26 protein-coding genes and 1 pseudogene are annotated in these 26,477 nt (G+C 62.8%); 15 read left to right on the forward strand and 12 right to left on the reverse strand.

Annotation, left to right across the window (positions count from 1 at the left end; all coding sequences use genetic code 11):
* Nucleotides 1–41 precede the first annotated feature (41 nt).
* From BUB53_RS05660 to BUB53_RS05670, 3 genes are read left to right on the forward strand one after another with little or no spacing between them, the layout of a single operon-like run.
* Nucleotides 42–1,862, forward strand: coding sequence for an ABC transporter ATP-binding protein (locus tag BUB53_RS05660; protein ID WP_073033751.1), 1,821 nt, complete (start codon nucleotides 42–44; stop codon nucleotides 1,860–1,862).
* Complete coding sequence (locus BUB53_RS05665; RefSeq protein WP_084728927.1) at nucleotides 1,859–3,637, forward strand: ABC transporter ATP-binding protein; 1,779 nt, start codon at nucleotides 1,859–1,861, stop codon at nucleotides 3,635–3,637. Before BUB53_RS05660 ends, BUB53_RS05665 begins: the two co-directional genes overlap by 4 nt.
* Nucleotides 3,638–3,676: 39 nt before the next feature.
* Complete coding sequence (locus tag BUB53_RS05670; RefSeq protein ID WP_073033752.1) at nucleotides 3,677–4,375, forward strand: TetR/AcrR family transcriptional regulator; 699 nt, start codon at nucleotides 3,677–3,679, stop codon at nucleotides 4,373–4,375.
* Between the two features lie 9 nt (nucleotides 4,376–4,384).
* Here the strand turns inward: BUB53_RS05670 and BUB53_RS05675 are convergent, their stop codons facing one another.
* From BUB53_RS05675 to BUB53_RS05700, 6 genes are all read right to left on the reverse strand, one after another.
* Nucleotides 4,385–4,966: an ATP-binding cassette domain-containing protein gene (locus tag BUB53_RS05675; protein ID WP_011747808.1), complete on the reverse strand. Its 582-nt coding sequence runs from the start codon at nucleotides 4,964–4,966 to the stop codon at nucleotides 4,385–4,387.
* Nucleotides 4,963–5,469, reverse strand: coding sequence for an ABC transporter permease (locus BUB53_RS05680; protein WP_229709498.1), 507 nt, complete (start codon nucleotides 5,467–5,469; stop codon nucleotides 4,963–4,965). Before BUB53_RS05680 ends, BUB53_RS05675 begins: the two co-directional genes overlap by 4 nt.
* A gap of 224 nt (nucleotides 5,470–5,693) precedes the next feature.
* The gene (locus BUB53_RS05685) at nucleotides 5,694–6,596 is read right to left on the reverse strand and encodes a substrate-binding domain-containing protein (protein ID WP_073033753.1); all 903 of its coding nucleotides are present in this window, start codon (nucleotides 6,594–6,596) and stop codon (nucleotides 5,694–5,696) included.
* Nucleotide 6,597: 1 nt separating this feature from the next.
* The gene (locus BUB53_RS05690; protein ID WP_229709497.1) at nucleotides 6,598–7,563 is read right to left on the reverse strand and encodes a class I SAM-dependent methyltransferase; all 966 of its coding nucleotides are present in this window, start codon (nucleotides 7,561–7,563) and stop codon (nucleotides 6,598–6,600) included.
* Between the two features lie 44 nt (nucleotides 7,564–7,607).
* Nucleotides 7,608–9,863, reverse strand: a complete 2,256-nt coding sequence (locus BUB53_RS05695; RefSeq protein ID WP_229709496.1) for a TonB-dependent receptor — start codon at nucleotides 9,861–9,863, stop codon at nucleotides 7,608–7,610.
* Nucleotides 9,778–10,698 (reverse strand): helix-turn-helix domain-containing protein, encoded by a 921-nt coding sequence (locus BUB53_RS05700; RefSeq protein ID WP_011747803.1) that lies wholly within the window; start codon nucleotides 10,696–10,698, stop codon nucleotides 9,778–9,780. Before BUB53_RS05700 ends, BUB53_RS05695 begins: the two co-directional genes overlap by 86 nt.
* A 419-nt stretch (nucleotides 10,699–11,117) precedes the next feature.
* On the opposite strand from BUB53_RS05700, the gene trbB reads away from it, so the two are divergent.
* Genes trbB through BUB53_RS05755 form a run of 11 tightly spaced genes read left to right on the forward strand, consistent with a single transcriptional unit; the run spans nucleotide 11,118 to nucleotide 20,703 of the window.
* The gene (gene trbB, locus BUB53_RS05705) at nucleotides 11,118–12,065 is read left to right on the forward strand and encodes a P-type conjugative transfer ATPase TrbB (RefSeq protein ID WP_444544461.1); all 948 of its coding nucleotides are present in this window, start codon (nucleotides 11,118–11,120) and stop codon (nucleotides 12,063–12,065) included.
* Complete coding sequence (locus tag BUB53_RS05710; protein WP_009573785.1) at nucleotides 12,062–12,394, forward strand: TrbC/VirB2 family type IV secretion system protein; 333 nt, start codon at nucleotides 12,062–12,064, stop codon at nucleotides 12,392–12,394. The genes trbB and BUB53_RS05710 overlap by 4 nt, the downstream gene beginning before the upstream one ends.
* Complete coding sequence (locus tag BUB53_RS05715; protein ID WP_073033755.1) at nucleotides 12,394–12,675, forward strand: VirB3 family type IV secretion system protein; 282 nt, start codon at nucleotides 12,394–12,396, stop codon at nucleotides 12,673–12,675. The genes BUB53_RS05710 and BUB53_RS05715 overlap by 1 nt, the downstream gene beginning before the upstream one ends.
* Before the next feature lie 6 nt (nucleotides 12,676–12,681).
* Complete coding sequence (gene trbE / locus BUB53_RS05720; RefSeq protein ID WP_073033756.1) at nucleotides 12,682–15,192, forward strand: conjugal transfer protein TrbE; 2,511 nt, start codon at nucleotides 12,682–12,684, stop codon at nucleotides 15,190–15,192.
* Entirely contained in the window at nucleotides 15,189–15,971 is a 783-nt protein-coding gene (gene trbJ, locus BUB53_RS05725; RefSeq protein WP_073033757.1) for a P-type conjugative transfer protein TrbJ, read from the forward strand. The genes trbE and trbJ overlap by 4 nt, the downstream gene beginning before the upstream one ends.
* 17 nt (nucleotides 15,972–15,988) lie before the next feature.
* The gene (gene trbK-alt, locus BUB53_RS05730; protein WP_073033758.1) at nucleotides 15,989–16,276 is read left to right on the forward strand and encodes a putative entry exclusion protein TrbK-alt; all 288 of its coding nucleotides are present in this window, start codon (nucleotides 15,989–15,991) and stop codon (nucleotides 16,274–16,276) included.
* 3 nt (nucleotides 16,277–16,279) lie between these two features.
* Nucleotides 16,280–17,632: a P-type conjugative transfer protein TrbL gene (gene trbL / locus BUB53_RS05735; protein ID WP_073033759.1), complete on the forward strand. Its 1,353-nt coding sequence runs from the start codon at nucleotides 16,280–16,282 to the stop codon at nucleotides 17,630–17,632.
* Nucleotides 17,629–18,318 carry a conjugal transfer protein TrbF gene (gene trbF / locus BUB53_RS05740; RefSeq protein ID WP_073033760.1) on the forward strand — a complete coding sequence of 230 codons (690 nt, stop codon included), beginning with the start codon at nucleotides 17,629–17,631 and terminating at the stop codon, nucleotides 18,316–18,318. Before trbL ends, trbF begins: the two co-directional genes overlap by 4 nt.
* The gene (trbG, locus tag BUB53_RS05745) at nucleotides 18,315–19,343 is read left to right on the forward strand and encodes a P-type conjugative transfer protein TrbG (RefSeq protein WP_073033761.1); all 1,029 of its coding nucleotides are present in this window, start codon (nucleotides 18,315–18,317) and stop codon (nucleotides 19,341–19,343) included. Before trbF ends, trbG begins: the two co-directional genes overlap by 4 nt.
* A complete protein-coding gene (locus BUB53_RS05750) occupies nucleotides 19,340–20,461 on the forward strand; it encodes a TraB/TrbI/VirB10 family type IV secretion system protein (protein ID WP_073033762.1) in 1,122 nt (373 codons plus the stop codon). The genes trbG and BUB53_RS05750 overlap by 4 nt, the downstream gene beginning before the upstream one ends.
* Nucleotides 20,462–20,463: 2 nt before the next feature.
* Nucleotides 20,464–20,703 (forward strand): DUF2274 domain-containing protein, encoded by a 240-nt coding sequence (locus BUB53_RS05755; RefSeq protein WP_073033763.1) that lies wholly within the window; start codon nucleotides 20,464–20,466, stop codon nucleotides 20,701–20,703.
* Nucleotides 20,704–20,973: 270 nt separating this feature from the next.
* On the opposite strand, the gene BUB53_RS23130 is transcribed toward BUB53_RS05755, so the two are convergent.
* From BUB53_RS23130 to BUB53_RS05780, 6 genes and pseudogenes are all read right to left on the reverse strand, one after another.
* Nucleotides 20,974–21,351 carry a LysR family substrate-binding domain-containing protein gene (locus BUB53_RS23130; RefSeq protein WP_229709504.1) on the reverse strand — a complete coding sequence of 126 codons (378 nt, stop codon included), beginning with the start codon at nucleotides 21,349–21,351 and terminating at the stop codon, nucleotides 20,974–20,976.
* A 117-nt stretch (nucleotides 21,352–21,468) separates the two neighbouring features.
* A pseudogene (locus BUB53_RS23135) lies at nucleotides 21,469–21,615 on the reverse strand (LysR family transcriptional regulator); the annotation flags it as partial.
* 266 nt (nucleotides 21,616–21,881) lie between these two features.
* The gene (locus BUB53_RS05765) at nucleotides 21,882–22,373 is read right to left on the reverse strand and encodes an Hsp20/alpha crystallin family protein (RefSeq protein WP_073033764.1); all 492 of its coding nucleotides are present in this window, start codon (nucleotides 22,371–22,373) and stop codon (nucleotides 21,882–21,884) included.
* Nucleotides 22,374–22,413: 40 nt separating this feature from the next.
* Nucleotides 22,414–22,812: an Hsp20/alpha crystallin family protein gene (locus tag BUB53_RS05770; RefSeq protein WP_073033765.1), complete on the reverse strand. Its 399-nt coding sequence runs from the start codon at nucleotides 22,810–22,812 to the stop codon at nucleotides 22,414–22,416.
* Between the two features lie 15 nt (nucleotides 22,813–22,827).
* A complete protein-coding gene (locus tag BUB53_RS05775) occupies nucleotides 22,828–23,256 on the reverse strand; it encodes an Hsp20/alpha crystallin family protein (protein WP_073033766.1) in 429 nt (142 codons plus the stop codon).
* 264 nt (nucleotides 23,257–23,520) lie between these two features.
* A complete protein-coding gene (locus tag BUB53_RS05780) occupies nucleotides 23,521–24,456 on the reverse strand; it encodes a zinc metalloprotease HtpX (protein ID WP_073033767.1) in 936 nt (311 codons plus the stop codon).
* A gap of 187 nt (nucleotides 24,457–24,643) precedes the next feature.
* Between BUB53_RS05780 and ftsH the strand changes: the two genes are divergently transcribed.
* Nucleotides 24,644–26,476, forward strand: a complete 1,833-nt coding sequence (gene ftsH / locus BUB53_RS05785; RefSeq protein ID WP_073033768.1) for an ATP-dependent zinc metalloprotease FtsH — start codon at nucleotides 24,644–24,646, stop codon at nucleotides 26,474–26,476.
* The last annotated feature ends 1 nt before the right edge of the window (nucleotide 26,477 follow it).

A 26,477-nucleotide genomic window follows, 5' to 3' on the forward strand; every position in this document is an offset into this window, starting at 1 on the left:
GATTGTTTTCGACTCATTCACTCAGTTATTGGGGGCGCCGGATGGCAGTGTCTGAAAACGTCGAGCGGTCGGCTGGAAGCGAAGTGCCAGAGCGGCCTGACTTCTTTGCCAGCCTGAAACTCCTGATGCGGTACGGGGAGGGTGCAAAGCCGCTTCTCGTGTTGTCGGCGTTCCTGGCGACCGGCGCCGTGGTGCTGGAGTTGGTGCCGATCTGGGTCGTCTGGCGATTGGTGATTGCGCTGATTGACGGGACCGCCTCTGCAGGACTCTTCGCGAGCTACGCGCTGATTGCCCTGGCGGCGGTGATCGCGGGGTATCTTCTTATGGGACTGGCCTTGGGGCTGAGCCATGTCGCCGCCTTCCGGCTGATACATGCGTTGCGGCTGGCCATGGCGCGTCATCTTGCGCGGCTTCCGATGGGCTGGTTCGCGGGGCGGCGGTCCGGCGGTGCGAAAAAGCTGATCGTGGATGAGCCGGAGCGGCTGGAGATCCTCGTTGCGCATGGGCTGCCTGAAGGTGTGTCGGCCATCGGCACTTGGCTGGCTGTGACGATCTGGCTGTTTGCCGTCGACTGGCGCATGGCGCTGGCGGCTATCGTCCTCGCACCCGTGGCGTTCGGCCTGATGCTGTCCGCCATGGGACGCACCTCGCGGATGGTCGGGCAATATCAGGCCGCCGGTGAGCGCATGAATGGCGCGATTGTGGAGTATTTGGCCGGGATGGCGGTCATCAAGATCTTCAACCGCAGCGGCGAAAGCCTTGGTGAGGCCGCTACTGCGGTGCGCGACTACGCGGCGATAGAGACGGAGATGGGGCGCCAGTTCGTGCCGCGCGGAGCGCTGTTCTATACGCTGGTGGTGGCCAACATCTGCGTGATCCTGCCTGTTGGCATGCTGTTGATGCGCAGCGGCACGCTGAATCTGACGGGGCTGGCTTTCTTCGTCATCCTTGGAGCGAATTACAGTCAGCCGCTGCTCAAGCTGTTCAATCTCTTCCACAATATGGCGCATATCTCGATGGCGTCGACGCTGATTGAAGACGTGTTGGGCACCCAGACCCAGACCGATACCGGGAAACGGATCGAACTGCCGAACCGCGAGGTCAAGTTTGAGAACGTGCGCTTTGGGTATGACGCCCATGAGGTGATCCATGACGTCAGTTTCACTGCCGGGGACGGCGCGGTCACGGCACTGGTCGGTCCCTCCGGGTCGGGCAAGAGCACGCTGGCCAGTCTGATCCCGCGGCTACACGACGTATGGGAGGGGCGGATCACCCTAGGCGGCACGGATATCCGTGACATCGGGATCGACCAGTTGATGGAGGAAGTGGCCTTCGTGTTCCAGGACACCTTCCTGTTCAGTGGTACGATTGCCGAGAACCTCCGCCTGGGCAAAGCCGGCGCGACCGAAGCAGAGCTTCATGCCGCTGCCCGCGCCGCACGTGCGCACGCGTTCATTACTGCGCTGCCCGATGGCTATGAGACGAAGCTGGGCGAAGGCGGTGCGGCGCTCTCCGGTGGGGAGCGCCAACGCCTCGCCATTGCCAGGGCCATCCTGAAGAACGCGCCAGTCATCGTGCTGGATGAGGCCACGGCCTTCGCCGACCCCGACAGCGAGGCAGCCATCCAGGAGGCGCTGAGCGAGCTGGCCAGGGACCGCACGCTGATCGTGGTGGCGCATCGGCTGCACACGATCATGGGAGCCGACCGGATCGTTGTGCTGGATCAGGGGCGATTGGCCGAGACCGGGCGGCATGGGGACCTGGTTGCACAGGGCGGGCTCTATGCCCGGCTCTGGGCAGATTACACGGCGGCTCAGGCAATCTCGCTGCGCGGCAATCAGGCAGCGGAGGCAGCCCAATGAGCATGGTGGAAGACAGGGTCGCAGTGCCCGAAAGCCGATCGGATATGGAAAGCCTTAAACGCGCTTGGCATCTGGCCGGACCGCTCAAGGGGCGGGTGGCGCGCGGCGTGCTGTTTCGGTTCCTGCAAAGCATGATGCTGGGCCTGAGCTTTGGTGTGATGGTCTGGGTGGTGACCGGCCTGGCCGAGGGCCGGGCGCTGACCGCGGCCTGGATATGGCAGTCGGCCGGTTTGATGGCGCTGTCGCTTCTCGGGCAGATCCTCTTCGGCTATCTCTCGGTCCGTGCCTCCTGGCTGTCGTCCTACGAGGTGGCCGGGCATCTGCGGCTGCGCATCCTCGAAAAGCTGCGCCACCTGCCGCTCGGGTTTCATCAGACGCGGCACCGGGGCGATACGGTGACGGTTCTGACTTCTGACATGCAGATGCTGGAGAGCTTCTTCTCCGACGGGCTGCCGCGCATCTCGCAGGCGCTTGGTCTGCCGGTGGCGATCTTCCTTGTGCTGCTCACACGGGACTGGGTGGTGGCGCTGGCCACGGCGACCTCGGTCCTCGTGGCGTTGCCGGTGTTCTTCGGCACCTCGCGGCAGCTGTCGAAATTGGGCATCCAGCGGCAGGACATGCAGGCCGAGGCCGGCGCGCGGATGATCGAATTCGTGCAGGGCATGGGGGTGATCCGCGCCTTCAACCAGGTGGCGCAGGGACAGGAGAGCTTTCGCAAGGCGATCGACGATTTCCGGGATATCTCCATCCGCATGGTCGCGCAACTGACGCTGCCCATGGCGCTTTTCGGTATGATCGTCATGCTGGGGGCGCCGCTGGTGATCTGGGTGGTTGGCGGACGTTTCAATACGATGGAGACGGGCACTGCCATCACGGCGCTCCTGCTCCTTTTTTCCATGTATGCGCCGCTGCTGTCGCTTCTGGGCGTGATGGAAGCTGTGCGCATGGCCGATGCCTCGCTGATCCGCATGGATCGCATCCTGTCCGCCCCCGACCTGCCGGAGGTCGCCGATGCCGCGCCATCGGGTTTCGAGGTCAGTTTCGACCGCGTCGGGTTCGGCTATCGCCCGGGCGAGGTGGTGCTACACGACATTTCCTTCACCGTGCCGGAACGTTCCATGACGGCCATCGTCGGGCCGTCCGGTTCTGGCAAGAGCACAATCCTGAACCTGATCCCGCGCTTCTGGGACGCAGGCAGCGGGCGCATCACTATCGGAGGGGCTGATGTGGCGTGGATCGGCGAGGCCGGGCTTTCCAATCTCGTGACTATGGTGTTTCAGGATGTCTATCTGTTCTCGGGCACGATCCGAGACAACATCGCCGTGGGCAAAGCTGGAGCCACCGAGGCAGAGATCGAGGCGGCGGCCCGTGCCGCGCAGGCGCATGACTTCATCTCTCGCCTGCCGCGGGGCTACGACACCCAGGTGGGTGAAGGCGGGGATGCGCTTTCGGGCGGTGAGCGGCAGCGGATTTCTATCGCGCGCGCCATCCTGAAGGATGCCCCCATTGTGCTGATGGATGAGGCGACAGCGGCCATCGACCCGACCAATGAGCGCGCCATCCAGACAGCGCTGGCGCGGCTGGTAGAAGGGCGCACGCTGATCGTGGTGGCGCATAAGCTTTCGACCATCCAGTCCGCCGACCAGATCCTTGTTTTGGACGAGGGCAGGATCGTCGAACAGGGAGAGCACCAGGCGCTGCTGGAGGAGCGGGGTCTTTATGCGCAGCTATGGAGCCATCGCGCGAAGGCGGCGGAGTGGACACTGGACGGCTGACATCTGGCGATGTCTGCGCGATTGCCCTAAAACCAAGCCATGCCAAATTCCAGCGATGCCAGTAAAACTGAATCCCGGCGGCGCGGGCGGGGACGCCCCGCACGCCTATCGCGTGAACAGATTGCCGGGGCGGCGCTTGAAGTCGGGCTTGATAAGGCCACTGTGACAGCCTTGGCTGCACATCTTGGGGTCGATCATTCCTCTCTCTATCGGCATGTCCGAAACCGGGATGCCATTGTAGCTCTGGCTGCGGAGATGGCGATTGCCGAGCTCGATTGGCGCAGCCCAACGGGCGCAGACTGGCGTGTTGAGTTGATTAAGCTGACAGATGCCATCTGGGAGCTTTATCAGCGCCATCCAGGGCTGGCCGAGGCGTTTCGCACAATGGAGATTATGCCGCAATCCGGGATCCGTGCCTTTGCCGAGGCGGTGTCCCGGCTGCAGGCTCATGGCTTCTTGCTGGAGGACGCGGTGCTGGCGATCGACACGCTGGTCGATCTGGTGGGAGATTGTTTCCTCGGCTGGCACGCGCTTGGACAAGCCGATAGGCAACAAGGTACCCGGATGGAGGCCATGGTTGCGCAATGGCGGCGAGAGGCCTGTGCTTTGCCCGATCATGCCGAACAGATCGGCGGCATGATCACGGTGATGCAAGGTGGTGCGCGGCCCTGGTGGGAACGTAAGCGAGATCTGGTACTCGACGGGCTGCAGCAGCGCTATTCGCCAACCACGCGATAGCGCATTGTTTCATGTGAGGGTTATAGTCCTGCCATGGGGTGCCACCAGGCGTGTCGGATCGTGGCTAATTTCAACAAGCGCGAAAGGATATGTTGCGCGGCGTTCGATGACCAATTCGCGGCTATGCTGCCATGCCGGCAGGTCTAGCCCACCGAGCGCCTCATCCAGAAGCACGATATCTGGCCGAACGATAAGCGCGCGAAGCAATGCTATCCGTTGGGCTTGCCCTTTTGATAGGTTGCGAGCTGGGTTGTCGCGAAACGCTTCCATCTCGACACAGCGCAACAGATCCTCAGCCTCTGCTTCGAATCCGGGCGCGACGAAGAGAAGGTTCTCCAAGACCGACAGATTTGCCAGGAGCCGGGGTTCGGAAAAACAATAGCCGATGCGGCACGCGTGAGCGGTGATTTTGCCCGAAGTCGGGGCCTCCAACCCGGCGATCAACCGCATCAGGCTGGTCTTTCCGGCGCCACTTGGTCCGCATAGACGCAGATTTTCTCTAGCTTTGATGCGCAGAGTCACGTTCCGGAAGGTTGGGTTCGGACTACCCGCGTAATGCAAGCTGGCATCTTCGGCAGCGAAGAGAATCATGGGCGTGGCCTTTCACGCAGCAAAAGGCCTAGCCCGGTGTCTGCGAGGCCGATCAGCGCAAGGATCAGGATCACGAGCGCAAAAAGGCGGTCGGTTTGAAGCCAGCTCTGTGCGCGTTGCACCGCCGCTCCGAGACCCTCGGCCCCTGAAAGCAGTTCTGTCAGCAGGGTAACGCGCAGGGCATTAGCCACAGCGATCCGCAAGGCCGGGCCAAGGGCGGTCCATACGGCAGGTAGGGCGATTCGGTGTAACTGTCTCATCAACGGTACGCGGAAGACGCGCGCCATTTCGGCCAGATGCGAGTCGATATTGCCCGTGCCCTCGGCGACGGCGATCTGGAACACTGGTAGCAACAGAACCGCGACGGTGAGGATGACAGTGAGGGGGCCGCCATCGAACCACAGGATGAACAGGATCGCGAGGATCGGGGCGGGCATTCCCATCAGGATCAGTCGTAACGGTGCCGCCAGGGCCGAGATTACGGGCCAGCGCCAGCCTGCCAATCCAAGTGGAGCTCCGAGGGCGAACGCTGATGCGAGCCCCGCTGCTGCCCGACCAAGGCTGGGCAGCAGCGTGTCAGTCCAAAATGAGGGCTCCGTGAGGAGCGTCCAAAGTGCTGCAGCCACGGCCAAAGGGCCCGGCAGAATGGCTGGCAGGCTGTTGCGCGCCGCCAGTGACCAGATCAAGCCAAGACTGGCTAACCCAGTCAGGAAGGCGATGCGCTGCATCACGGCCCGTAGAGCGTGGAGTTGGGAAGGGCACCGCCGATCGCGGCTGGTTCGACCGTAAGGAGTTCACCGTAGAAGCCGGACAGCACAGCCGCATTTTCGGGCATAGGTAGGCTATGCGGTTCGATCCGGGAAAAGCCTTGGGCTGCCTGCCTCATGTTCGGGAAATGCAGATCGAGCAGGGCAGCAGCCGTGCTCGGCTCGGTGGCGAGCTTGGCAAACGCAGCGCCGTAAGCAGCAATAACCTCTGGCCTACCATCGAACGCGCGGTTCACGATCACCACGCCGGCGGGGGGGCAATCGACGAGCGCCGTCGCCCCTCGCCAGAGCGCGCACAGATCGGCGCGCCGGGTTAGGCTAGGGTCCTGCGCCAGCGCCAGCGTTGCCATTGGCTCGGCCAGCAGAGCGGTATCGGCACGCCCGGCTAAGACGAGCTGCATTCCGGCCACAAGGCTGCCTGTATAGAACGGGGTCCAGCTTTCCGGCCCCGGCGCTGCTATTCGGTGCATCAACAGATCGGGCAGATAGCCCTTAAAAGGCAGGGCGAGCGTCGTACCGGAGAGGTCCTCGAGCCGTTCGATCGGCGCGCCGCGGCCGACGATCGACAAACTGCCCTCGGTGATTGTGGTCGAAACGATCTTCAGGTTTAGCCCGTTCGCCGCGAAGATTGCCGCCACGGGTGCCGGGGCGATTGCCATTAGAGGCTCGTCCGCCATGAGCCACTTGCGCAGTTCCTCGGGGGTGGTCCAAGGTCGGAAGGTGAAACTGACCCCATCGACCGGCTGAGTTTCGGCCAGTGCGATCAATGGAGCACTCTCCCAGATCGGAGGACCAGAGAGCGTGATCTCATCACTGAGGGTGCGGACCGGGAGAAGGAGCAAAAACAGGCAGAGAATGCGCATATCAGGCCTCCTTGCGGGCGGCGTCCAATCGGAAGCGACCGAAGGGAGTGGAGAGCCTGTCGGAACTCGGGCGCCGCAGGCCAGCGGCAGTCATAGCCTCGGCGATTTCCCCTTCTGCGAAGGAGACATCGCGCTGGCGCAATCCTGGCATCAATCGGCCGATCACATGTTCAGGTGGGGCCGTGCGATCATCGGTCAGCGCTTCATGAAAGCTGAGCAACACTCCGCCGGGGGCAAGGTGTTCTGCCAACCGGCAAATTAACGCGGGCAGACCTTGATCATGGAAGTAGAGTGTCATCGAACACCAGATGACGTCGAAGCATTTCCCAGGGAGAGCACCATTGTAACTTCCAGGAACCAGGGAAAGAGGCAGATCGGCAGCCTCCTCTGCGATCCTCTCTATCACCGGTGGAAGGTCAAACAGTGTAATGGAGAGATCGGGTCGCAATGCCAGCAGCCTGCGAGCCAACACCGCTGAACCAGGACCGATTTCCAGCAGGTTTTGCGTATCAGGCCACTCCGGCAGACTGGTCAAGCAGGGAATCATCGCATCTGCGGCAACGGAGCGATGAAACGCTGCGAGAGAAAGGTAACTGGCGTCCCAATGCGTATCGTCGAACAGGCGAGTGTTGCCACCATGGGTGGCGCTGGCAATGAGGGTGCCGATATCGTTCAGCCCGGCGTGGCGCATGTCTGCCATAGACCTCAGGGTCGCAACCATGTTTCTCGGGCTGTCCTTGGCAACGAAAGGCAGGATGTCAGGGGCGGTGCGAAACCTGCCGCCGTCGGTCTGCATGAAATCAGCCGCGACCAGTGCCCGAAGCGTCAGCAGAAGCTGTGGCGGAGGCAGATCCATGCGCCGTGCCAGTGCGTCGGGCAGGATAAATGTCTCGCAGAGATCGAAGACGCCGCTGTCCAGAGCCCAGCCAAGCAGGGCCTGTCGGATCGGTCCCTCCAGCGTGTCCAACAGCAACCCCGCGCCTGACCGACGCTCCGAAGGCATATTGTACATTACCAAGTCATCCTCCAATTCAGCCCGACGGTACGGGGACTGCCATCCTCGACCACGGTGCCCCGGATCGTGTTAGCCGCAGTGCTGTAGTATTCTTCGTCAAACAGGTTCTTGGCCCAGAGAGTAAGCTCGCCTCCTCCGAACTGCCGGGTAATCTCGGCATTCACAGTCATGAAGCCTTCTTGCTTCAGGCTGTTTGCCGGGTCGAACCAGTAGCTTCCCGATCCGTGCAAGCTGATCTTTCCACTCCAGATATCTCCGACATGCGAGAGCGCAAGGCCCCAGGTCACATCCGGCGCCATCGGCAGGGCATTCCCTGACCAGTCGACCGCCATCACCGATCCTGTAGATATGTCCGTCGTCGTGGTCTGAAACGAGGTCGCCCGTGCCCTCTGCCAGCCAGCATTGGCGGTGAGTTCCCAGCCCCGGGCCAGGGGTGCGTTGAACTCTGTCTCGATCCCGTAGCTTTTCGCCTCGCCTGCATTCGATATATATTGAGCCGCGCCAGGGATTGTCTCGGTAATCTGCTTATCTTTGACCGTGGTATGGAAGGCGACAAGGCTAAGCGCTGCTCCGCTGGCAAATTCGTGCTTTACCCCGAGTTCCGCATTCCAACTGTATTCAGCGTCATAGCTCAGGCCATCGGCACTGTTGGCGAAAGCATAGTTGTAGCCTGCGGGCATATAGCCACGTGCATAGCTTGCGTGGATCGTGGTCGCATCGCTCACGTCATAGGCGAGCGTGAGCTTGGGGAGCAGAGTGGTCGAGCTGTCGCTGCCTTCATAACGCAGGTTCGCGGTCGGCGAAGAGAACCTCTGCCAGGCCTTTGATGAGACGTAATCGACCCGCAGGCCCGCCCCTATGCGGAACCGGTCTGTGAATGCATATTCAGCGAAACCATAGAGCCCGGCTCCCCATTGGTCGATCTCGGTGTGTCGGTCGGTCGACATGGCGCCGAGATTGAAATCGGCATCGGTGTTCTGCGTGAAAGCGTTGACACCCAACGTCCATTTCAGCGGCCCTTCGCTGTTTGAGGTCAGTCGGATGTCCTGTGAGAGGGCTCGGTCCTCGATATCCATTTCGGTAACGCCGAGAGGCAGTGAAGAACTGTCGAAATCCAGTGCGAATTCCCGGTCGAACGTGGTGAACCCGGTGATCGCAGTCAGGTCGAATCCGTCGAAACTGGTACCATATTCCAGTGCAGTCACACTCATACGGCGGTTTTCCCAGGAAGGGTCTGAATACACGCTTTCATAGCGGTCGGTTGCCAGCGGGCCGGAGACATAGCGAAACTGCTCCTTGTTGAAATCCTGGTCTTCGGCCATCGTAGTTAGCTTGAGGTAGCCACCGTCCTGCAAGTCCCACTCGAGACCCAGAAAGCCTGTCACGCGTCGGTTTTCTCCACCGTCATCCGCCCCTGTGACTGGATTGCTTATCACGCCGGGATCTCGGGCGACTTCCAGCCCGAAGGATAAGGCCGGACCGTTTGTGGCTTGCCCGGACCACAGGATCGACCCGTTGGCTCCGAGAGGCGAGGCCCCGGCATCCGATCCGGAAAGCCCGACGTTTATTTCCCAGCCTTCGCGACTGCCAGGCGCGATCGTCTCGAAGGTCAAGAGCCCGGCTTCGGAATTGCGTCCGAATATGGTGCCCTGCGGCCCTTTGAGCAGCGTGACATTCTCGACACCAAAAAAGTGCGGCAGTTGCATAGTGCCCATTGGTAGCGGAACACCGTTTACCGAATAGCCGACTGGGTCAGACAAGGCGTTGTCGAATGCCGACATGCCACGCACGACCAGGCGCTCTTGTGAATTCGCCCGCTGGAAGATTGTATTGGCCGATTTTTCCGTGACGGCATCAAGATCTGGGGAGATCGATTGCGACATGTCTTCTTCGTCCAGTACCGTTGCTGTCGCTGCGGCTTTGCGGGCGAGCTCTTCCCAGAAATTGGAGAAGATCGTGATCTCGCCAAGATAGATGATGTCATCATCCGCGATAGCGCGTTCCGGTATGAGGCCGGTCGTCGTAAGGGCTGTCGTCATGACGAGCAGCGTCGCACGGGTCTTTGGTGTTCGGGACATCGGGGCCTCCTTTGTTAGAGGTCCGTGCCATGGCCGGCAGCCAAAAACTTGTAACTGACAAAAATACTCTTGAATTTGCGAAAAGAGATTATTGATTTTGTTTTCCGGCACGTCGCCATGCACTTGCTGTGGTTCCGAAACGCTTGCGGAATACGTTAGATAGATGACTGGCATCGGAAAAACCGCAGTCTGCCGCGATTTCGGTAAAACTTCGATCTGTCTGACGAATCAGACGTTCGGCTGCTTCGATTCGCAACCGGCGCAAATGTTCGAAAACGGTTTCCCGTGTACGGGTTCGGAAGAGTTGGTTCAATGTAACACTGCTCAGACCAAACTCATGTTCAATCTCAGTCATTGTGATGGGTTCGGCCAGCCGTTCGCAGAGAAGTGCCGAGATTCTTTCGACCAAAAGGCAAGGATTGCGTGTCTCGGAACCTTGCTGGGGATGGGCCGCAACTTCCTCTAACGCATGACCCAATAGAGCAAGGCATTGTCCCTCCTTGCGCAATATGGCTGCAGGATCGGTTCTCTGGTCGAGCAAAGCAGTGAGCATCGCGCGACCCGGAACTGGCAGATTCAGACGCCGGACCCGCATCGGGCCAGGCAGGTTGTGCCCGAGCATGTTGGCCAGCGCCGGGCTCAATCGGGAGGCGTTCAGGGCGATGACAAGGTTCGAACAGCCTTCACCCTTTTCCACGATCCGTTTCAGTTGCATGCCGCCGGATCGGATCAGCCACGCCTGCCCACCGCTGATCTCATGCGCATGTCCGCGCGGGTCGACCAACAGCATTCGTCCGGAAAAATTGAAGGTTAGGATTACCTGGTCTTCGGGACGCCGTATGTCCCCGCTATGCCGCTGAGCGGACGAAAAATGGCTGTGCGCCAATACCAGTCCCGGTGAGATCCGAAGAACATCGACATGAGTACTACGATGCTGTCCCGGTAGGGTGACTGACGTAGTGCGACCAGCCTCGTAAGGGGTGAAACGATGAGGTTCGATCAACATCATATGACAGCCTAATAGGTACCATAGCGGATCACGGGAAATTGCATGTCCAGCAAAGGTGCAGTTTTTATAGATCGCTGGCTTAGGGCGGGCAGGAACAATCTGGGCGATTTCACGCACTTTGGCAATGATGGTTCGTCTGCGCACCGACAGTTACGATTTTCTGGTCGAATATGGTGACGCGGCCAGATTGGATATCGAGCGGCTTAGCAAGGCTGCGAGTGAGGCCGGGCAAGTTCCGCCGTTTTCCTGTCTTTACACGCCACGCTACTACACCCCTCAGAAACCTGTTGAGCCGTAGGCATCTACGGCTTTCTTAATCGACCCCGATCCAGGGCCGCCAGTTGGAGGCGCCGGTAAGGAACGGGGCCGGCATGGCGAAGGCAGATCAGAGACCAGAGGTGATCCGGAGAGGCGCGCGGATGCTGCGCACCGCGCTCGGGCCGGCGATCGCCGGGTTTCTGGACGATCCCATGACCGTCGAGGTGATGCTCAACCCCGATGGGCGGCTCTGGGTCGACCGACTTTCCGAGGGGCTGGCCGACAGCGGCAAGACGCTGAGCGCAGCCGACGGTGAGCGCATCGTACGACTGGTCGCGCACCATGTTGGCGTTGAAGTTCATGGCCTGTCACCGCGCGTCTCTGCAGAGCTCCCGGAAACAGGCGAGCGCTTCGAGGGGCTGCTGCCTCCCATCGTGGCTGCCCCCGCATTCGCCATTCGCAAGCCCGCTGTCGCTGTGTTCACACTCGAGGACTACGTCGCCGCCGGGATCATGACTCCGCTGCAGGCCGAGGTGCTGCGCCACGCGGTTGCGACCCGTGCCAATATCCTGGTGGCGGGGGGCACCTCGACCGGCAAGACCACGCTGACCAATGCGCTGCTCGCCGAGGTGGCCAAGACCTCCGATCGCGTCGTGATCATTGAGGACACCCGGGAACTGCAATGCGCCGCGCCGAATCTCGTGGCGATGCGCACCAAGGACGGTGTTGCCAGCCTGTCCGATCTGGTGCGGTCCTCGCTGCGTCTGCGCCCCGATCGTATTCCGATCGGTGAGGTGCGTGGCGCCGAGGCACTGGACCTGCTCAAGGCCTGGGGCACCGGCCATCCGGGCGGGATCGGCACCATCCATGCCGGTTCCGGGATTGGCGCGCTGCGCCGTCTCGAGCAGCTCATCCAGGAAGCCGTCGTTACCGTGCCCCGCGCCATGATCGCGGAGACCATCGACCTCGTGGCCGTCCTGTCCGGACGCGGCTCCGCACGTCGTCTGGCCGAACTCGCCCGCGTCAAGGGCCTCGGGCCGGACGGCGACTACCGGATTTCACCTGTCATTTCAGAACCCACCACTCACGAACCAGGAGACCTCGAATGATCCGTCACGCCCTGCGAATTCGCCGCCACATCGCCACCGCGGCCACCGCCACCTATGTCAGCCTGTTCATCGCCCCGGCTGCCCACGCCTCCGGGTCCTCCATGCCTTGGGAAGCGCCTCTGCAATCCATTCTCGACTCCGTCGAGGGGCCGGTGGCCAAGATCGTGGCGGTGATCATCATCATCGTCACCGGTCTGACGCTGGCCTTCGGCGATACCGGCGGCGGGTTCCGGCGGCTGATCCAGATCGTCTTCGGGATTTCCATCGCCTTTGCGGCCTCGTCCTTCTTCCTGAGCTTCTTCAGCTTCGGTGGCGGAGCGCTGATCTGATGGCGGTGGGTTTCGAGGCCCTCGACGCTGTGCCGGGGTTCAGCGTGCCGGTCCACCGCGCGCTGACCGAGCCGATCCTGCTCGGCGGCGCACCGCGCTCGGTTGCCATCCTCAATGGCACGCTCGCCGGTGCGGTCGGCCTCGGGCTTCAGCTCTGGCTGGTCGGGATCCTGATCTGGGCCGTCGGCCACATCGCCGCCGTCTGGGCGGCCAGGCGCGATCCGCTCTTCGTCGAGGTTGCGCGCCGCCATTTGCGCATTCCCGGTCATCTCTCGGTGTGAACTCCCATGATGAATCTCGCAGAATACCGCCGCACCGCCTCGCGCCTCGCCGATTACCTGCCCTGGGTGGCGCTGGTCGGGGAGGGCGTGGTCCTCAACAAGGACGGCTCGTTTCAGAGGACGGCGAAGTTTCGGGGGCCTGATCTCGACAGTGCCGTTGCGGCCGAACTGGTTGCGGTCGCCGGGCGACTGAACAACGCTTTCCGCCGCCTCGGTTCCGGGTGGGCGATCTTCGTGGAAGCACAGCGCTCTGAGGCCGCGACCTATCCGGTAAGCATCTTCCCGGATGCGGCTTCCGCGCTGGTCGATGCCGAGCGCAAGGCCGATTTCGAGGAGGAGGGGAGCCATTTCGTATCCGGCTATTTCCTGACGCTCCTCTGGCTTCCGCCTGCCGAGGACGCGGCACGCTCAGAATCCTGGCTCTACGAGGGCCGCGAAACCTCGGGCGTGAACCCCTGGGAACAGGTGCACGGCTTCATCGACCGTACCGATCGCGTGCTGGCGCTGCTCGACGGTTTCATGCCGGACTGCCACTGGCTCGATGACACGGCTACGCTGACCTACCTGCATTCAACGATTTCGACCAACCGGCATCGCGTGCGCGTGCCCGAGGTGCCGGTCTATCTCGACGCTCTCTTGCCCGACCAGCCGCTGGCCGGTGGGCTGGAGCCGCGCCTGGGCAATCATCATCTCCGCGTCCTGACGATCACCGGCTTTCCCGGCGCCACGACCCCGGGCCTGCTCGACGAGTTGAACCGCCTGGCCTTTCCCTATCGCTGGTCAACCCGGGCCATTCTCATGGACAAGCTGGATGCGACGAAGCTGCTGACCCGGATACGCCGCCAGTGGTTTGCCAAGCGTAAGTCCATCGCTGCGATCCTCAAGGAGGTGATGACCAACGAGCAATCCGCGCTGGTCGATACCGATGCTGCGAACAAGGCCGCTGATGCGGACATGGCCCTGCAGGAACTCGGCGCTGATGTGGCAGGCATGGCCTATGTCACGGCCACGATCACGGTCTGGGACGAGGACGTCCGCCGCGCTGACGAGAAACTGCGGCTGGTCGAGAAGATCGTCCAGTCCCGCGATTTCAGCGTCATGGTCGAGACGGTCAACGCCGTCGATGCCTGGCTCGGAAGTCTGCCCGGCCATGCCTATGCCAATGTCCGCCAGCCACCGATCAGCACATTGAATCTCGCCCATATGATCCCGCTCTCGGCGGTCTGGGCGGGGCCGGAAAAGGATGAGCATTTCGGCGACGCTCCGTTGCTCTACGCCAGGACCGAAGGCTCCACCCCGTTCCGGTTTTCTCTGCATGTCGGGGATGTCGGGCACACCCTGGTCGTCGGCCCGACCGGCGCGGGCAAATCCGTGTTGCTGGCGCTGATGGCGCTTCAGTTCCGGCGGTATCCGCGCAGCCAGGTCTTCGCCTTCGACTTCGGCGGCTCGATCCGCGCCACCGCGCTTTCCATGGGCGGTGACTGGCATGACCTCGGCGGAGAGCTGACCGACGCGGCCGACACCTCCGTATCGCTACAGCCGCTGGCCTGTATCCACGAGACCTCCGAGCGCGCCTGGGCGGCTGACTGGATTGTCGCGATCCTCACGCGCGAGAACATCCAGATCACGCCCGATGTGAAGGAACATATCTGGACGGCACTGACCTCGCTGGCCTCGGCCCCTGTGGGCGAGCGGACCATGACCGGCTTGGCGGTCCTGCTGCAGTCCAACGATCTGAAGCAGGCACTCCGCGCATACTGCGTGGGTGGACCCTATGGCCGGCTGCTCGATGCCGAGACCGAACGGCTGGGATCGGCGGATGTGCAGGCCTTCGAGATCGAGGGGCTGGTGGGAACCGGCGCGGCGCCCGCCGTCCTCTCTTACCTGTTCCACCGGATCGGTGATCGGTTCGACGGACGACCCACGCTGCTCATCATCGACGAGGGCTGGCTGGCGCTCGATGACGATGCATTCGCGGAGCAGCTCCGCGAGTGGCTGAAGACGCTGAGGAAGAAGAACGCCTCGGTGATCTTCGCGACGCAGAGCCTCAGCGACATCGACGGCAGCGCCATCGCGCCTGCGATCATCGAAAGCTGCCCGACGCGACTCCTGCTGCCGAACGAGCGGGCTATCGAGCCTCAAATCATGGCCATCTATCGCCGCTTCGGCCTCAATGACCGGCAGATCGAGATCCTCGCACGTGCTACGCCCAAGCGCGACTACTACTGCCAGTCGCGGCGCGGCAACCGGCTGTTCGAGCTGGGTCTCAGCGACGTTGGGCTCGCGCTCTGCGCGGCTTCCGCCAAATCGGATCAGGCGCTGATCGCCGAGATCTGCGCTGAGCACGGCCGAGACGGGTTCCTCGTCGCCTGGCTGAAAGCACATGGCCTCGATTGGGCCGCCGAGCTGATCCCCGACCTCACCAATCTCGCCATCGACGCAGAGGGGGTTTCTCAGGCCACCGCTGTTGTTGAGGACGCCGACATCGACCTTGAAGAAGAGGAAGTCACACCATGACACGCAAGATTACGTTTCGGTCCGCTGGCACGTCGCTGCTTGCCCTCGCGCTGGCGATGCCCATCGCCATGTCGCCCATCGCAGCGCCGCCCGCGCACGCGTTCTTCGGTATCGGCGGCGGGCCATTCATCGTCTACGACCCGACCAACCATGCCGAGAATCTCCTGACGGCGGCGCGCGCTTTGGAGCAGATCAACAACCAGATCGCACAGCTCCAGAACGAAGCGCAGATGCTGATCAACCAGGCGCGCAATCTCGCCAACCTGCCGTATTCCGCGCTCCAGCAGATCCAGCAGAACGTCAGCCGCACGCAACAACTCCTGGCCCAGGCGCAGAACGTCGCCTTCGATGTGCAGAGCATCGACCAGATGTTCCAGCAGGATTATGGCAACCTTTCTCTGACGGCGACCGACCAGCAAATGATCGCCGAGGCCCGGTCCCGTTGGGAGAACACCGTCGGCGGCCTCCAGGATGCCATGCGCGTGCAGGCAGGTGTCGTCGGCAATATCGATGCCAACCGCGCAGAGATGTCCGCGCTTGTGGGGCAGAGCCAGAATGCGGTCGGTGCTCTGCAGGCCACGCAGGCAGGTAATCAGCTCCTTGCACTGCAATCGCAGCAGCTCTCCGACCTGATCGCGGTGATCTCGGCAAACGGCCGCGCCAACGCGCTGACCGAGGCCGAGCGTGCCACCGCCGCCGAACAGGGCCGCATCCAGCGCGAGCGCTTCCTGACGCCGGGCTCGGGCTACCAGCCCGGCAATGCGCAGATGTTCAACTGAGGCCGGGAGGGGCGACGATGGAGGGGAAGGTGCTGGCCCGGATCGCGGCCATCGCGTTCGTGGCGATCGCGATCACAGCCACGGTGATCGAGATGACACGCGAGGAAGCTCCCGTGCCGGCCAGCACCGCGCCCGCGCTCCAGCCGTCTACCGATCCTCTCCGCGCGACGCTGCGCCGGTGCCAGCAGCTTGGCGAGGCCTCTTCCAGCAATGCCGATTGCCTAGCCGCCTGGGCCGAGAGCCGTGACCGGTTCCTCGGTCGGACGCCTGCACACGAAGCGCCGCAGCGTCCGGGAGATCAGTGAGCCATGGGTGGAACCGGCGTCATCGACAACTTTCTGGGCATCTTCACCAGCTATATCGACAGCGGGTTTGGGCTGCTCGGCGGCGAGGTGGCCTTCATAGCCACCACGCTGATCGTGATCGACGTGACGCTGGCGGCCTTGTTCTGGGCCTGGGGCGCCGATGACGACATCATCGCCCGGCTGGTGAAGAAGACGCTCTTCGTCGGGGTCTTCGCCTATATCATCTCCAACTGGAACAACCTCGCCCGCATCGTCTTCGAGAGCTTCGCGGGCCTCGGTCTGATGGCCTCGGGCACCGGGTTTTCCGCCGCCGATCTTCTGCGCCCCGGCCGCGTGGCCCAGACCGGGCTCGAGGCCGGACGACCGCTGCTCGAGAGCATCTCCGATCTGATGGGCTGGGTCGCGGTCTTCGAGAACCTCGTCCAGATCCTCTGCCTGTTCTTCGCCTGGGCGCTGGTGATCCTCGCCTTCTTCATCCTTGCGGTTCAGCTCTTCGTTACCCTGATCGAGTTCAAGCTCACGACTCTCGCGGGCTTCGTGCTGATCCCCTTCGGCCTCTTCGGCAAGACCGCCTTCATGGCCGAGCGCGTGCTTGGCAACGTCATCTCGTCCGGCATCAAGGTTCTGGTCCTCGCCGTGATCATCGGCATCGGATCGACGCTCTTCGGTCAGTTCACCGCAGGCTTCGGCGGCGTGACGCCGACCATCGATGATGCCATGGCGATTGTTCTGGCTGCCCTGTCTCTGCTGGGCCTTGGTATCTTCGGCCCCGGCATCGCCTCGGGTCTGGTGTCCGGCGGGCCGCAACTCAGCGCGGGGGCGGCCATAGGCACCGGCCTTGCCGTTGGTGGCGCTGCGATCGGGGCCGGAGGGGCGAGCATGCTGGCAGCACGCGGAGCCGGGTCCGCGCTCTCCGGTGGTGCCGCCCTCGCACGCGGCGGCGCCACCGCGGCGGGCGCTGCCTCGAGCGCCTACACGCTCGGCTCGATGGGCGGAGGTGGTCTCTCCGGCGGGTTGGCTGGTGTGGCCCGCGCCGGGGCCGCTGCCGCGGCATCACCACTCAAGAAGGCCTCCTCTCGCGCGGCGGGCGGCATCCAGTCCAGCTACGCCGAGGGCGTCAAGGGCGGTGTTGCGGCGACGGGCGGAACCACCTCGATGGGCACGGTCGGCAGCGCGGCATCCGAGCCTGGCAGCTCCGGCCCGTCCGCCTCCGATGGCCCGCCAGCCTGGGCGAAGCGCATGCGCCATAGCCAGGCCGTGAGCCACGGGGTGCGCGCCGCCGCCCATGCCGTCCGGTCGGGCGACAGCCATGGCTCGGCCTCCTCCGTCAATCTCTCCGAAAGGGATCGCTCATGAACCTCTTCAGGCGTTCCGCCACGCATTATGGCAAGACACCTCAGCCAGAGACGCCCTACCAGAGGGCCGCGCAGGTCTGGGACGAGCGCATCGGTTCCGCCCGCGTTCAGGCCCGCAACTGGCGGTACATGGCTTTCGGTAGCCTGATCCTTGCGGCGGGTTTTGCTGGCGCCCTGGTCTGGCAATCCGCACGCGGCACGGTAGTGCCCTGGGTCGTTCAGGTCGATGCGCTCGGCGAGGCCCAGGCGGTCGCGCCAGCCTCCGCCGATTACGAACCAACCGATCCGCAGATCGCCTTCCATCTCGGCCGCTTCATCGAACAGGTCCGATCGATTCCGGCCGATCCGATCATCGTGCGGCAGAACTGGCTGCGCGCCTATGAGTTCACCACGGATCGAGGCGCGGCCGCTCTCAACGACTTCGCCCGCGCCAACGATCCGTTCGCACGCGTCGGTCGTCAACAGATCGCCGTCGAGGTGTCCTCTGTCATTCGGGCCTCGCCGGGATCTTTCCGCGTCGCCTGGACCGAGCGCCACTACGAGAACGGCCAGCTTTCCACGACCGAGCGCTGGACCGCGATCCTGACCGTCGTGATCCAGACGCCGCGCAGCGCCGAGCGCCTGCGCGCCAATCCCCTCGGTATCTACGTCAATGCGATCTCCTGGTCGCGGGAGATGAGCCAATGACTGAACAGCGTTTCTTTGAGACCAAGTCTCCGATGGTCGGTGCGCCTGCGTTGGTGGCCCTGCTGCTATCCGCATCCATGCTGGCGGGGTGCGCCAGTAACCCGGTACCGGAATTCAGCTACGACGAGTCCGTGCCGCCGCTGCCCAATCCGCCCGCCTCGGCTGCCGAGGAACGCCCTCGGCCCTTGCACACGCCGCCGGTCTGGACAGTGGCGCATGGCGGAGCGGCGGCAGGCACACCGACCGGACGTATTGAAAACGCCAATGCCGCCGCCCGGATCGAACCGCGCCGCGAGGGCTATTACAATGCGATCCAGATCTATCCCTGGTCGGAAGGCGCCCTCTATCAGGTCTATGCCGCGCCGGGTCAGATCACCAACATCGCATTGGAGCCGGGCGAGCGCCTGACCGGCGCGGGCCCGATCGCCGCGGGGGATACCACGCGCTGGATCATCGGCGACACGGAGAGCGGGTCCGGATCCACCGCCCGCGTCCACATCCTCGTCAAACCGACGCGGGACGACATCTCGACCAATCTGGTGATCAGCACTGACAGGCGGGTGTATACGATCGAGCTGCGTGCACGCGAGGCGCTCTACATGCCCTCGGTCGCCTGGGCCTATCCGGCAGCGCCGCGTGGTGGGCAACAGGCCGTGGCAACCGCGCCGACCATCCCGGCACCATCGGCCCGCAATCATCGTTACGGCTTGCAGATTCAGGGTGAGAGTCCGCCCTGGCGCCCGGTTTCCGTCTTCGACGACGGCCGCCGTGTCTATGTCGTCTTCCCGGCTGGCATCGCGCAGGGCGAGATGCCGCCGCTTTTCGTGCTCGGCGCCGACGGAGACCCGCAGATCGTCAACAGCCGCATTCACCGGAACGTGCTGATCGTGGATCGCCTCTTCGGCGCCGCCGAGCTTCGGCTGGGGGCAGGAGGCCGCCAGCAGGTGGTCCGGATCGTGCGCATGGAGGAGCGCGAGGCGAATGCGCAACCTGAGGGGGATGCGCGAAGGGGAGGGGCGTCATGAGTGACACCGATCCTGCAGCTCCGATGCGTCTGCGTCCCGATCCGCCGCGCGTGACCAGGCTGTCGCGCAAGGTTCTGGCCGGTGCCGGAGCTCTCGCGCTGTTCGGCATCGGGGGTGCTATGATCTATGCGCTCCAGACCCGTGAGGCCGGGCCGGGAGGCGGAGAACTCTATTCCATCGACAACCGACCGGCCGCGGACGGCCTGGAAGGGTTGCCCTCCGACTATACCGGACCGGTTCTGGGACCCGCACTGCCCGGTGACCTCGGGCGGCCGATCCTCGACGCGCAGGAGCGGGGAGTGCCCGTGACCCCGCCGCCGATTGTCGGCCCGACCGTCGATCCGGAAGCGGAGCGCCGCAGGGCAGAGGAGGAAACCGCGCGTCTGAGCGGTGTCTTCTTCCAGACGGCATCTGGCAGGGCAACGACGGCCGGGGTCGGCGTGAACCTTCCGGGCCTGGGGGGCTCCGAGCAAACTGAGGGGAACCGGCATACGGCTTTCCTCAACGATCAGGTGGATCGGCAGACCGTCGCATCGGATCGCATTCAGCCGCCAGCCTCGCCGTACATCCTTCAGGCGGGAGCTGTGATTCCGGCCGCGCTCATCACCGGCATTCGCTCCGATCTCCCGGGGCAGATCACCGCGCAGGTCACCGAGAATGTCTATGACAGCCCGACCGGATCACTGCTATTGATCCCACAAGGAACCCGCATCATCGGCCAATACGATGACGGAGTGACGTTCGGCCAACGCCGCGTGCTGTTGGTCTGGAACCGCCTGATCCTTCCCGGTGGCCGATCCATCGTTCTCGAACGTCTGCCAGGCGCGGATGCGAGCGGCTATGCCGGCCTCGAAGATGGCGTGGACTATCACTGGTGGGATCTGATGCGCGCGGCGGGTCTGTCCACGCTGCTCGCGATCGGCGCGGACCTCGCCACCGATGATGAAGACCGTCTGGTCGAGGCGATCCGCGATGGCGCGGTGGATACAATTAACCAGGCCGGCCAGCAGATCGTCGAGCGTCAGTTGCAGGTCGCGCCGACACTGACCATCCGTCCGGGATTCCCGGTCAGGATCATCGTCACCCGCGATCTGGTATTCGAACCCGCAGGAGATTGATCATGTCGAAACTCAAGCTTGGACCTCTGCCCGATGACAAGCCGGTTAAGGTGACTGTGGAATTGCCCGCGTCCGTTCATTGTGATCTGGTCGCCTATGCCGAAATCCTCGCCCGTGATAGCGGCCAGGCCGCCGCCGACCCTTTCCGGCTGATCGTGCCGATGCTGGAGCGGTTCATGGCCACGGATCGCGGGTTTGCGAAGGCGCGGCGTGCGGCTCAAATCCACAGAGGTGCTCACTGATAGCCGCGCTTCTTTCCCCCCCTGCTTTTGTCCTCGCCATGCTCAGAAGACGCCTGAACGCGGGGTTGTCGTTATTCGGCGACCAGATTGCAGAAAATGGAAGGCGCTCGCCCTTGATCGGTCGAAAGACCACTCCCGGATGGGTCGTCACTGTCATTGCCTCGCTGACCACGGTCAAACCTCGCCCAATGGCAACCAATGACAGCAGGTTATCTCGACTTACGGACTGCACATGTATGTCAGGGTGCCAACTGAGCTCTGCCAGCTTCCTCACCAGATGTCATAGATCTCTTGGCCCGGCGCTGTTTCGCTGACCATGAAAGCCTCGCCGCTAAGCTCGCGCCAGTCGACTGCTGTCCGGATGGCTAACTCATGGCGTTCAGGCAGGACAACGAAAACACCTTCCGACCACATCAATGCGCTGTCGCAATCTTGCCAGGTTCGGGTTCCGGTTAGGAAAGCGACGTCGAGTTTGAGCCCGCGAATGGCAGCGACGTGTTCTTCCGGGTTTCCATCGATCAATTCGATCTGCACATGATTTTGCTGCTCCCCGAAGGAGCGCAGCAATTCGGCCAGAAAGCCCGAGGCAATCGATGAATAAATGCCGACTCTTATACGGCCGTTTTCCGATCTGCCAAGTGCCGCCATCGCGTGCAAGCTCTCATCAAGCCCGCGAATTATCTGACGTGCGCGAGGTAGAAATTGTTGCCCGGCGCGGTTTAGGGTCACACCGCTTCGATGACGGTGGAACAAGGATGTTCCGAGGCGATCTTCGAGATCGCAGATGCATCGACTGATTGATGACTGCTGGACACCCATCGTGCTTCCAGCTTTTCGGAAACTTCCATGATCGGCTGCATTAACGAAGCACCGCAGGTGCCGAAACTCAATGTCACGTGCTCTCCTTTTCATCGTGTGTCAACCGCTCGATGCCCCCATAGGTGGGTCTCGCACTCGATCGTGCAGGGTTCTGGTGCCGTGCTTTTGACGAGATCGTTCGTCCATTTTAGCTATGTGAACTGCTAGGAAGTACTTTTGCGGAAGACCAGTCCCGGGCAACTGCCTTAAGTTCCAACCGGACCTGCATCGCTCTCTCCCGATTGGATTTAGCCGTCCAAGACTGGAGAAGTGTAGGTCGTCGTGCCGACGGCACAGTGCCGCCGGCACGCCATTTGGCATCAGGCGTTTTTCACCTCGATGCGCTTGACCTTGGCCTGCGCCTCCGGGGTCTGCGGCAGCTTGATCGTCAGCACGCCGTTCTTGAAGCTGGCATCGGCCTTCTCACCGTCGACTCCCGGCGGTAGCGGGATCGTGCGATAGATCGCGCCATAGCTGCGCTCGGAGAGATAATAGCCCTTCTTCTCCTCCTGCCGCTCGATCTTCTTCTCGCCCTTGATGGTCAGCATGTCGTCGGTCACGGTGACCTCGATGTCCTTCATTTCCATCCCGGGCAGTTCGATCGATACCTCCACGTGATCTTCGGTCTCGACCACGTCGGATTTCGCCTCGCCGCCTCCCCAGGTCCAGTCGAAATCGCCGACGCGGTTCCAGAAGCCTTCAAACACACGGTTCATGTCGCGCTGAAGGGTGGCGATGGGGTTCTGGTCATCACTTTTCGGGTCGGGCGCATGATCCTTCCGCGCCCAAGGGATCAGGTCCTTGATCTGCATGTGAGTTCTCCTTTCTTCTTTTGGGTGCGACATGTCGGGTTTACGAAGCCGTTACCGTGATCTTTTTGGGTTGGGCTTCCGCTGCGCGCGGCAGCGTCAGGGTCAACACACCGTTCGAGACCTGCGCGCCGATCTTGTCGGGGTCGAAGTCGTCGGACATGGTGAAGGCTCGCTCGAAATCGCCCTCGCCGTATTCGGCATAGGCCAATTGCAGCTTCTCGGGCTGCGTGGCATGGACCTTACCTCGGATCGTCAACACGCGCTTTTCGAGCGTGATATCCACGTCTTCGGCGGCGACGCCCGGCATCTCGAGCATCAGCGTCACCCCGTCAGTCGTTTCGACGATGTCGGTCAGCGGCCTGTAGATACGACGGCCGGTGGTGGTTTCCGGTGTCTCGGCCGGGGTCTTGTCGGCAGTATGTGTCACATCGTTGGTCATGGATCGGTCCTCCTCTTACGCAGCCTTGATCTCGATTTTTCGCGGCTTGTCCTCTTCGGGACGGCCGATCACGATGCGCAGCACACCGTTGGTCATCCGCGCCTCGACCTTGTCCTCCGCGGCCACGAACGGCAGCCGAACCGAACGAGCGAACTTGCCAAAGCCGCGTTCGTTGCGGTGCCAGCGGCCGCCTTCCGGAATTTCGGGCGCCTTGCGCTCGCCAGAGAGCGTCAGGACATTTTCCTTCACGGAAATGTCGATGTCGGCCGGGTCAACGCCAGGGAGTTCTGCAGTGATCGCGACTGCCTCGTCGCCCTGCCAGACGTTCACGGCGGGGAAAACGGGCTGGGTCACGCGGCCAGGAGAGGTCCTGTCAAAATCGCGCAGCATCGAGCGCATCAGCGCAAACGGATCGCTGCGACGTGTGTAGGTGGGATAGAGCATGTTTCGCCTCCGTCGTTTCAGTTGACGGCGTGGATTTGTCACCACGCCACTGAACGCCCGCGGAGAACGGACATGCTTCAAGGTTCGCCATTTCGGCGGCGGTCTGGTGCGTTCGCGTCTGCCATGCGTTCCTCTCAGGCGAACGTCAGGCGGTCCGCTGAATCAGCCGAACCTGTCGCGTATCCGTGAAACCCCAACTGGGCGTTCCGCTGCGGATAAAGTGTTGCTTGTTTGCAACTTCAAGGCCTCAGCGCAAAAAAGTACTCATCGATAGACGCCCCAGGGCCCGTAACGCGGCGTGGAGACGCGCACAGCCCGCGGTGCGTTCAGGGGAACGGACGGTGGGACCGGTCGGCGGGGTCCGGAAATTGCACGCAGTCGCCGGACTCGATCGGCGGTGGGCGGGTGCGTGCGCAGGATCGAGGGTTCGGGGATGCGGCGACCGGGCAGGAACATCTCTTCCCAGACCCGCCCGACGCGGCGTTCCAGCTTGAGGAGGGCCGAAGCGAGGCCATCGGGATCGCCGGTCAGCTCGGCGCCGCCCCTGTCGGCATTGTATTCCCGGGCCCGCGACAGCGCGAGCTGAAGAAGGGCCATGATCGTGGGTGAAAAGATCAGGACAAGTGGTACCTGCCAGGGCACATAAGCCGCGCCGGCCAGGATGAGCGGCAGGTTCAGCAGCAGGATGAGTTGCCCAACCCAGGACGCGAGCGACACCGCGCGCGACATCGCGTCGGCCAGACCCATGATCCAGAGATCGCGGTTGGCGATGTGAGCGACCTCGTGCGCCAGGACCCCGGCCAGTTCGCGCTGGTTCATCAATCGCAGAAGACCATCGCTGACGCAGACGGCGCTTTCATCCGGAGAGCCCATAGCGAAGGCGTTCGGTATCTGGCTCGGTACATAGTAGAGTTCCGGTACACGCGGCAGCCCGGCGCGGCGTGCGAGTTCGGCCAGTATCGCCATGCCCTCTGGAAATTCCCGCCCGCTGAGCCTGCGTGCGCCGTAGGCGTTCAGCAACAGGCGTTTCGGGATGCCGGGTGACAGCAGCAATCCCAGCAAGGATCCGATGACGATCGCAATCGCCAAGCCCTGTCCCGCAATCGCCGAAACGATGAACCAGGCAATAACCGCCATACCCGCCAAAAGCAGGATGGATTGAAGCAGGTTCAGGAATTGGTGGCGCGGCGTTGCAGTCATGATCGCAATAAACTTCACTCGCAGCTAACGGGAAGTGGCACACCACGGGATGTAAGAATTTTGGGCATCGTTGCCAGCTTCGATCTTCATGTCGGATCCCTCTTGAACTCGGCTCAAGCAATACCAATCTGGCCGGGTGTGATAAACCAGCAACATCTCTACGGGTTGGCGCCGAGGAGATAAGGGGATGGAAAAGAGAACCGAATTTAATATCTGGTACTGGATCGTCGCATTTTTTGCGGTGATCTTTATTCAGGATCTGATCGCCAGCTACCGCAGCACCGCGCCGATCAGCTATAGCCAATTCGAACAGTATCTAGCCGACGGCGACATCGCTTCGGTTGCGGTCGGGTCCGATACGATCACCGGTACTTTCGAAGCTCCCATCGACGGGCGCTCGGGCTTCGTCACCACGATCGTCGATCCCGCCATTCTTGAACGGCTGGACGACGCGGATGTCGAGATCACCGGCATTCCGCAAAACACCTGGATCGGGGCGCTTCTCTCCTGGGTGGTGCCGGCAGTGGTCTTCTTCGGTCTCTGGATGTTCGTCTTTCGCAAGTTCGCCGAGCGTCAGGGTTTTGGCGGCTTCCTGCAGGTCGGCAAGAGCAAGGCCAAGGTCTACATGGAGAAGGAAACCGGCGTCAGTTTTGCCGATGTGGCCGGGGTCGACGAGGCCAAGGCCGAGCTGGAGGAAGTGGTCGATTTCCTGAAGACGCCCGAGGATTACGGCAAGCTCGGCGCCCGGATCCCGAAAGGCATCCTCCTGGTCGGCCCGCCGGGTACCGGCAAGACGCTTCTGGCGCGGGCCGTGGCGGGCGAGGCGGGCGTGACCTTCTTCTCGATCTCGGGCTCGGAATTCGTCGAGATGTTCGTGGGCGTCGGCGCGGCCCGGGTGCGCGACCTGTTCGAGCAGGCCCGCAAGAACGCACCGGCGATCATCTTCATCGACGAGCTCGACGCGCTCGGCCGCGCCCGCGCCTCCGGTCAGATGGCCGGCGGGCATGACGAGCGCGAACAGACGCTGAACCAGCTTCTCACTGAGCTGGACGGGTTCGACCCGTCGTCGGGGATCGTGCTGCTGGCGGCCACCAACCGGCCGGAAGTCCTCGACCCGGCGTTGCTCAGGGCCGGGCGCTTCGACCGGCAGGTGCTGGTGGACAAGCCCGACAAGAAGGGCCGCATCCAGATCCTCGAGGTACACATGAAGAAGGTGACGCTCGCACCGGACGTGGATGCCGAGAAGGTCGCCGCGCTGACCCCGGGCTTTTCCGGAGCGGACCTGGCAAATCTGGTCAATGAGGGGGCGCTATTGGCAACCCGCCGAAAGGCCGATGCGGTGACCATGGAAGACTTCAACAACGCGGTAGAGCGTATCGTCGCCGGGCTGGAAAAGCGCAATCGTGTTCTGAACGCGCGCGAGCGGGAAATCGTGGCGCATCACGAAATGGGGCATGCGCTGGTCGCGATGGCGCTGCCGGGGGTCGATCCGGTGCACAAGGTCTCGATCATCCCGCGCGGGATCGGTGCGCTCGGCTATACGATCCAGCGCCCGACCGAAGACCGCTTCCTGATGACCCGCGAGGAACTGGAGAACAAGATCGCCGTTCTTCTGGGCGGGCGTGCGGCCGAGAAGGTCATATACGATCACCTTTCGACCGGTGCCGCCGACGACCTGGTGAAGGCAACCGACATCGCCAGGGCCATGGTCGCGCGCTACGGCATGGACCCCGATCTGGGCCATGTCAGCTATGACACCGAGCGGCCCGGCTTCCTTGGCACGGGGGATCAATCCGCCTGGCTCAACCGCCGCCACAGCGAGGCAACGGCCGAGCGGATGGATACCGCTGTCAAGGCGATTATCGACGACATCTTCGCGCGTACAGTCGCGCTTCTCGACGCGAACCGGGCGCTGCTGGAGGAAACGTCCCGCGATCTGCTCGACCGCGAGACGCTGGACGAGCCCGACCTTCGGGCCATCGCAGAAAAGGTCCTCACTCAGGAGGTCGAGGCGGCCTGAA

This window comes from Roseovarius pacificus (genome assembly GCF_900142665.1).
GTDB classification, from domain to species: Bacteria; Pseudomonadota; Alphaproteobacteria; order Rhodobacterales; family Rhodobacteraceae; genus Roseovarius; species Roseovarius pacificus.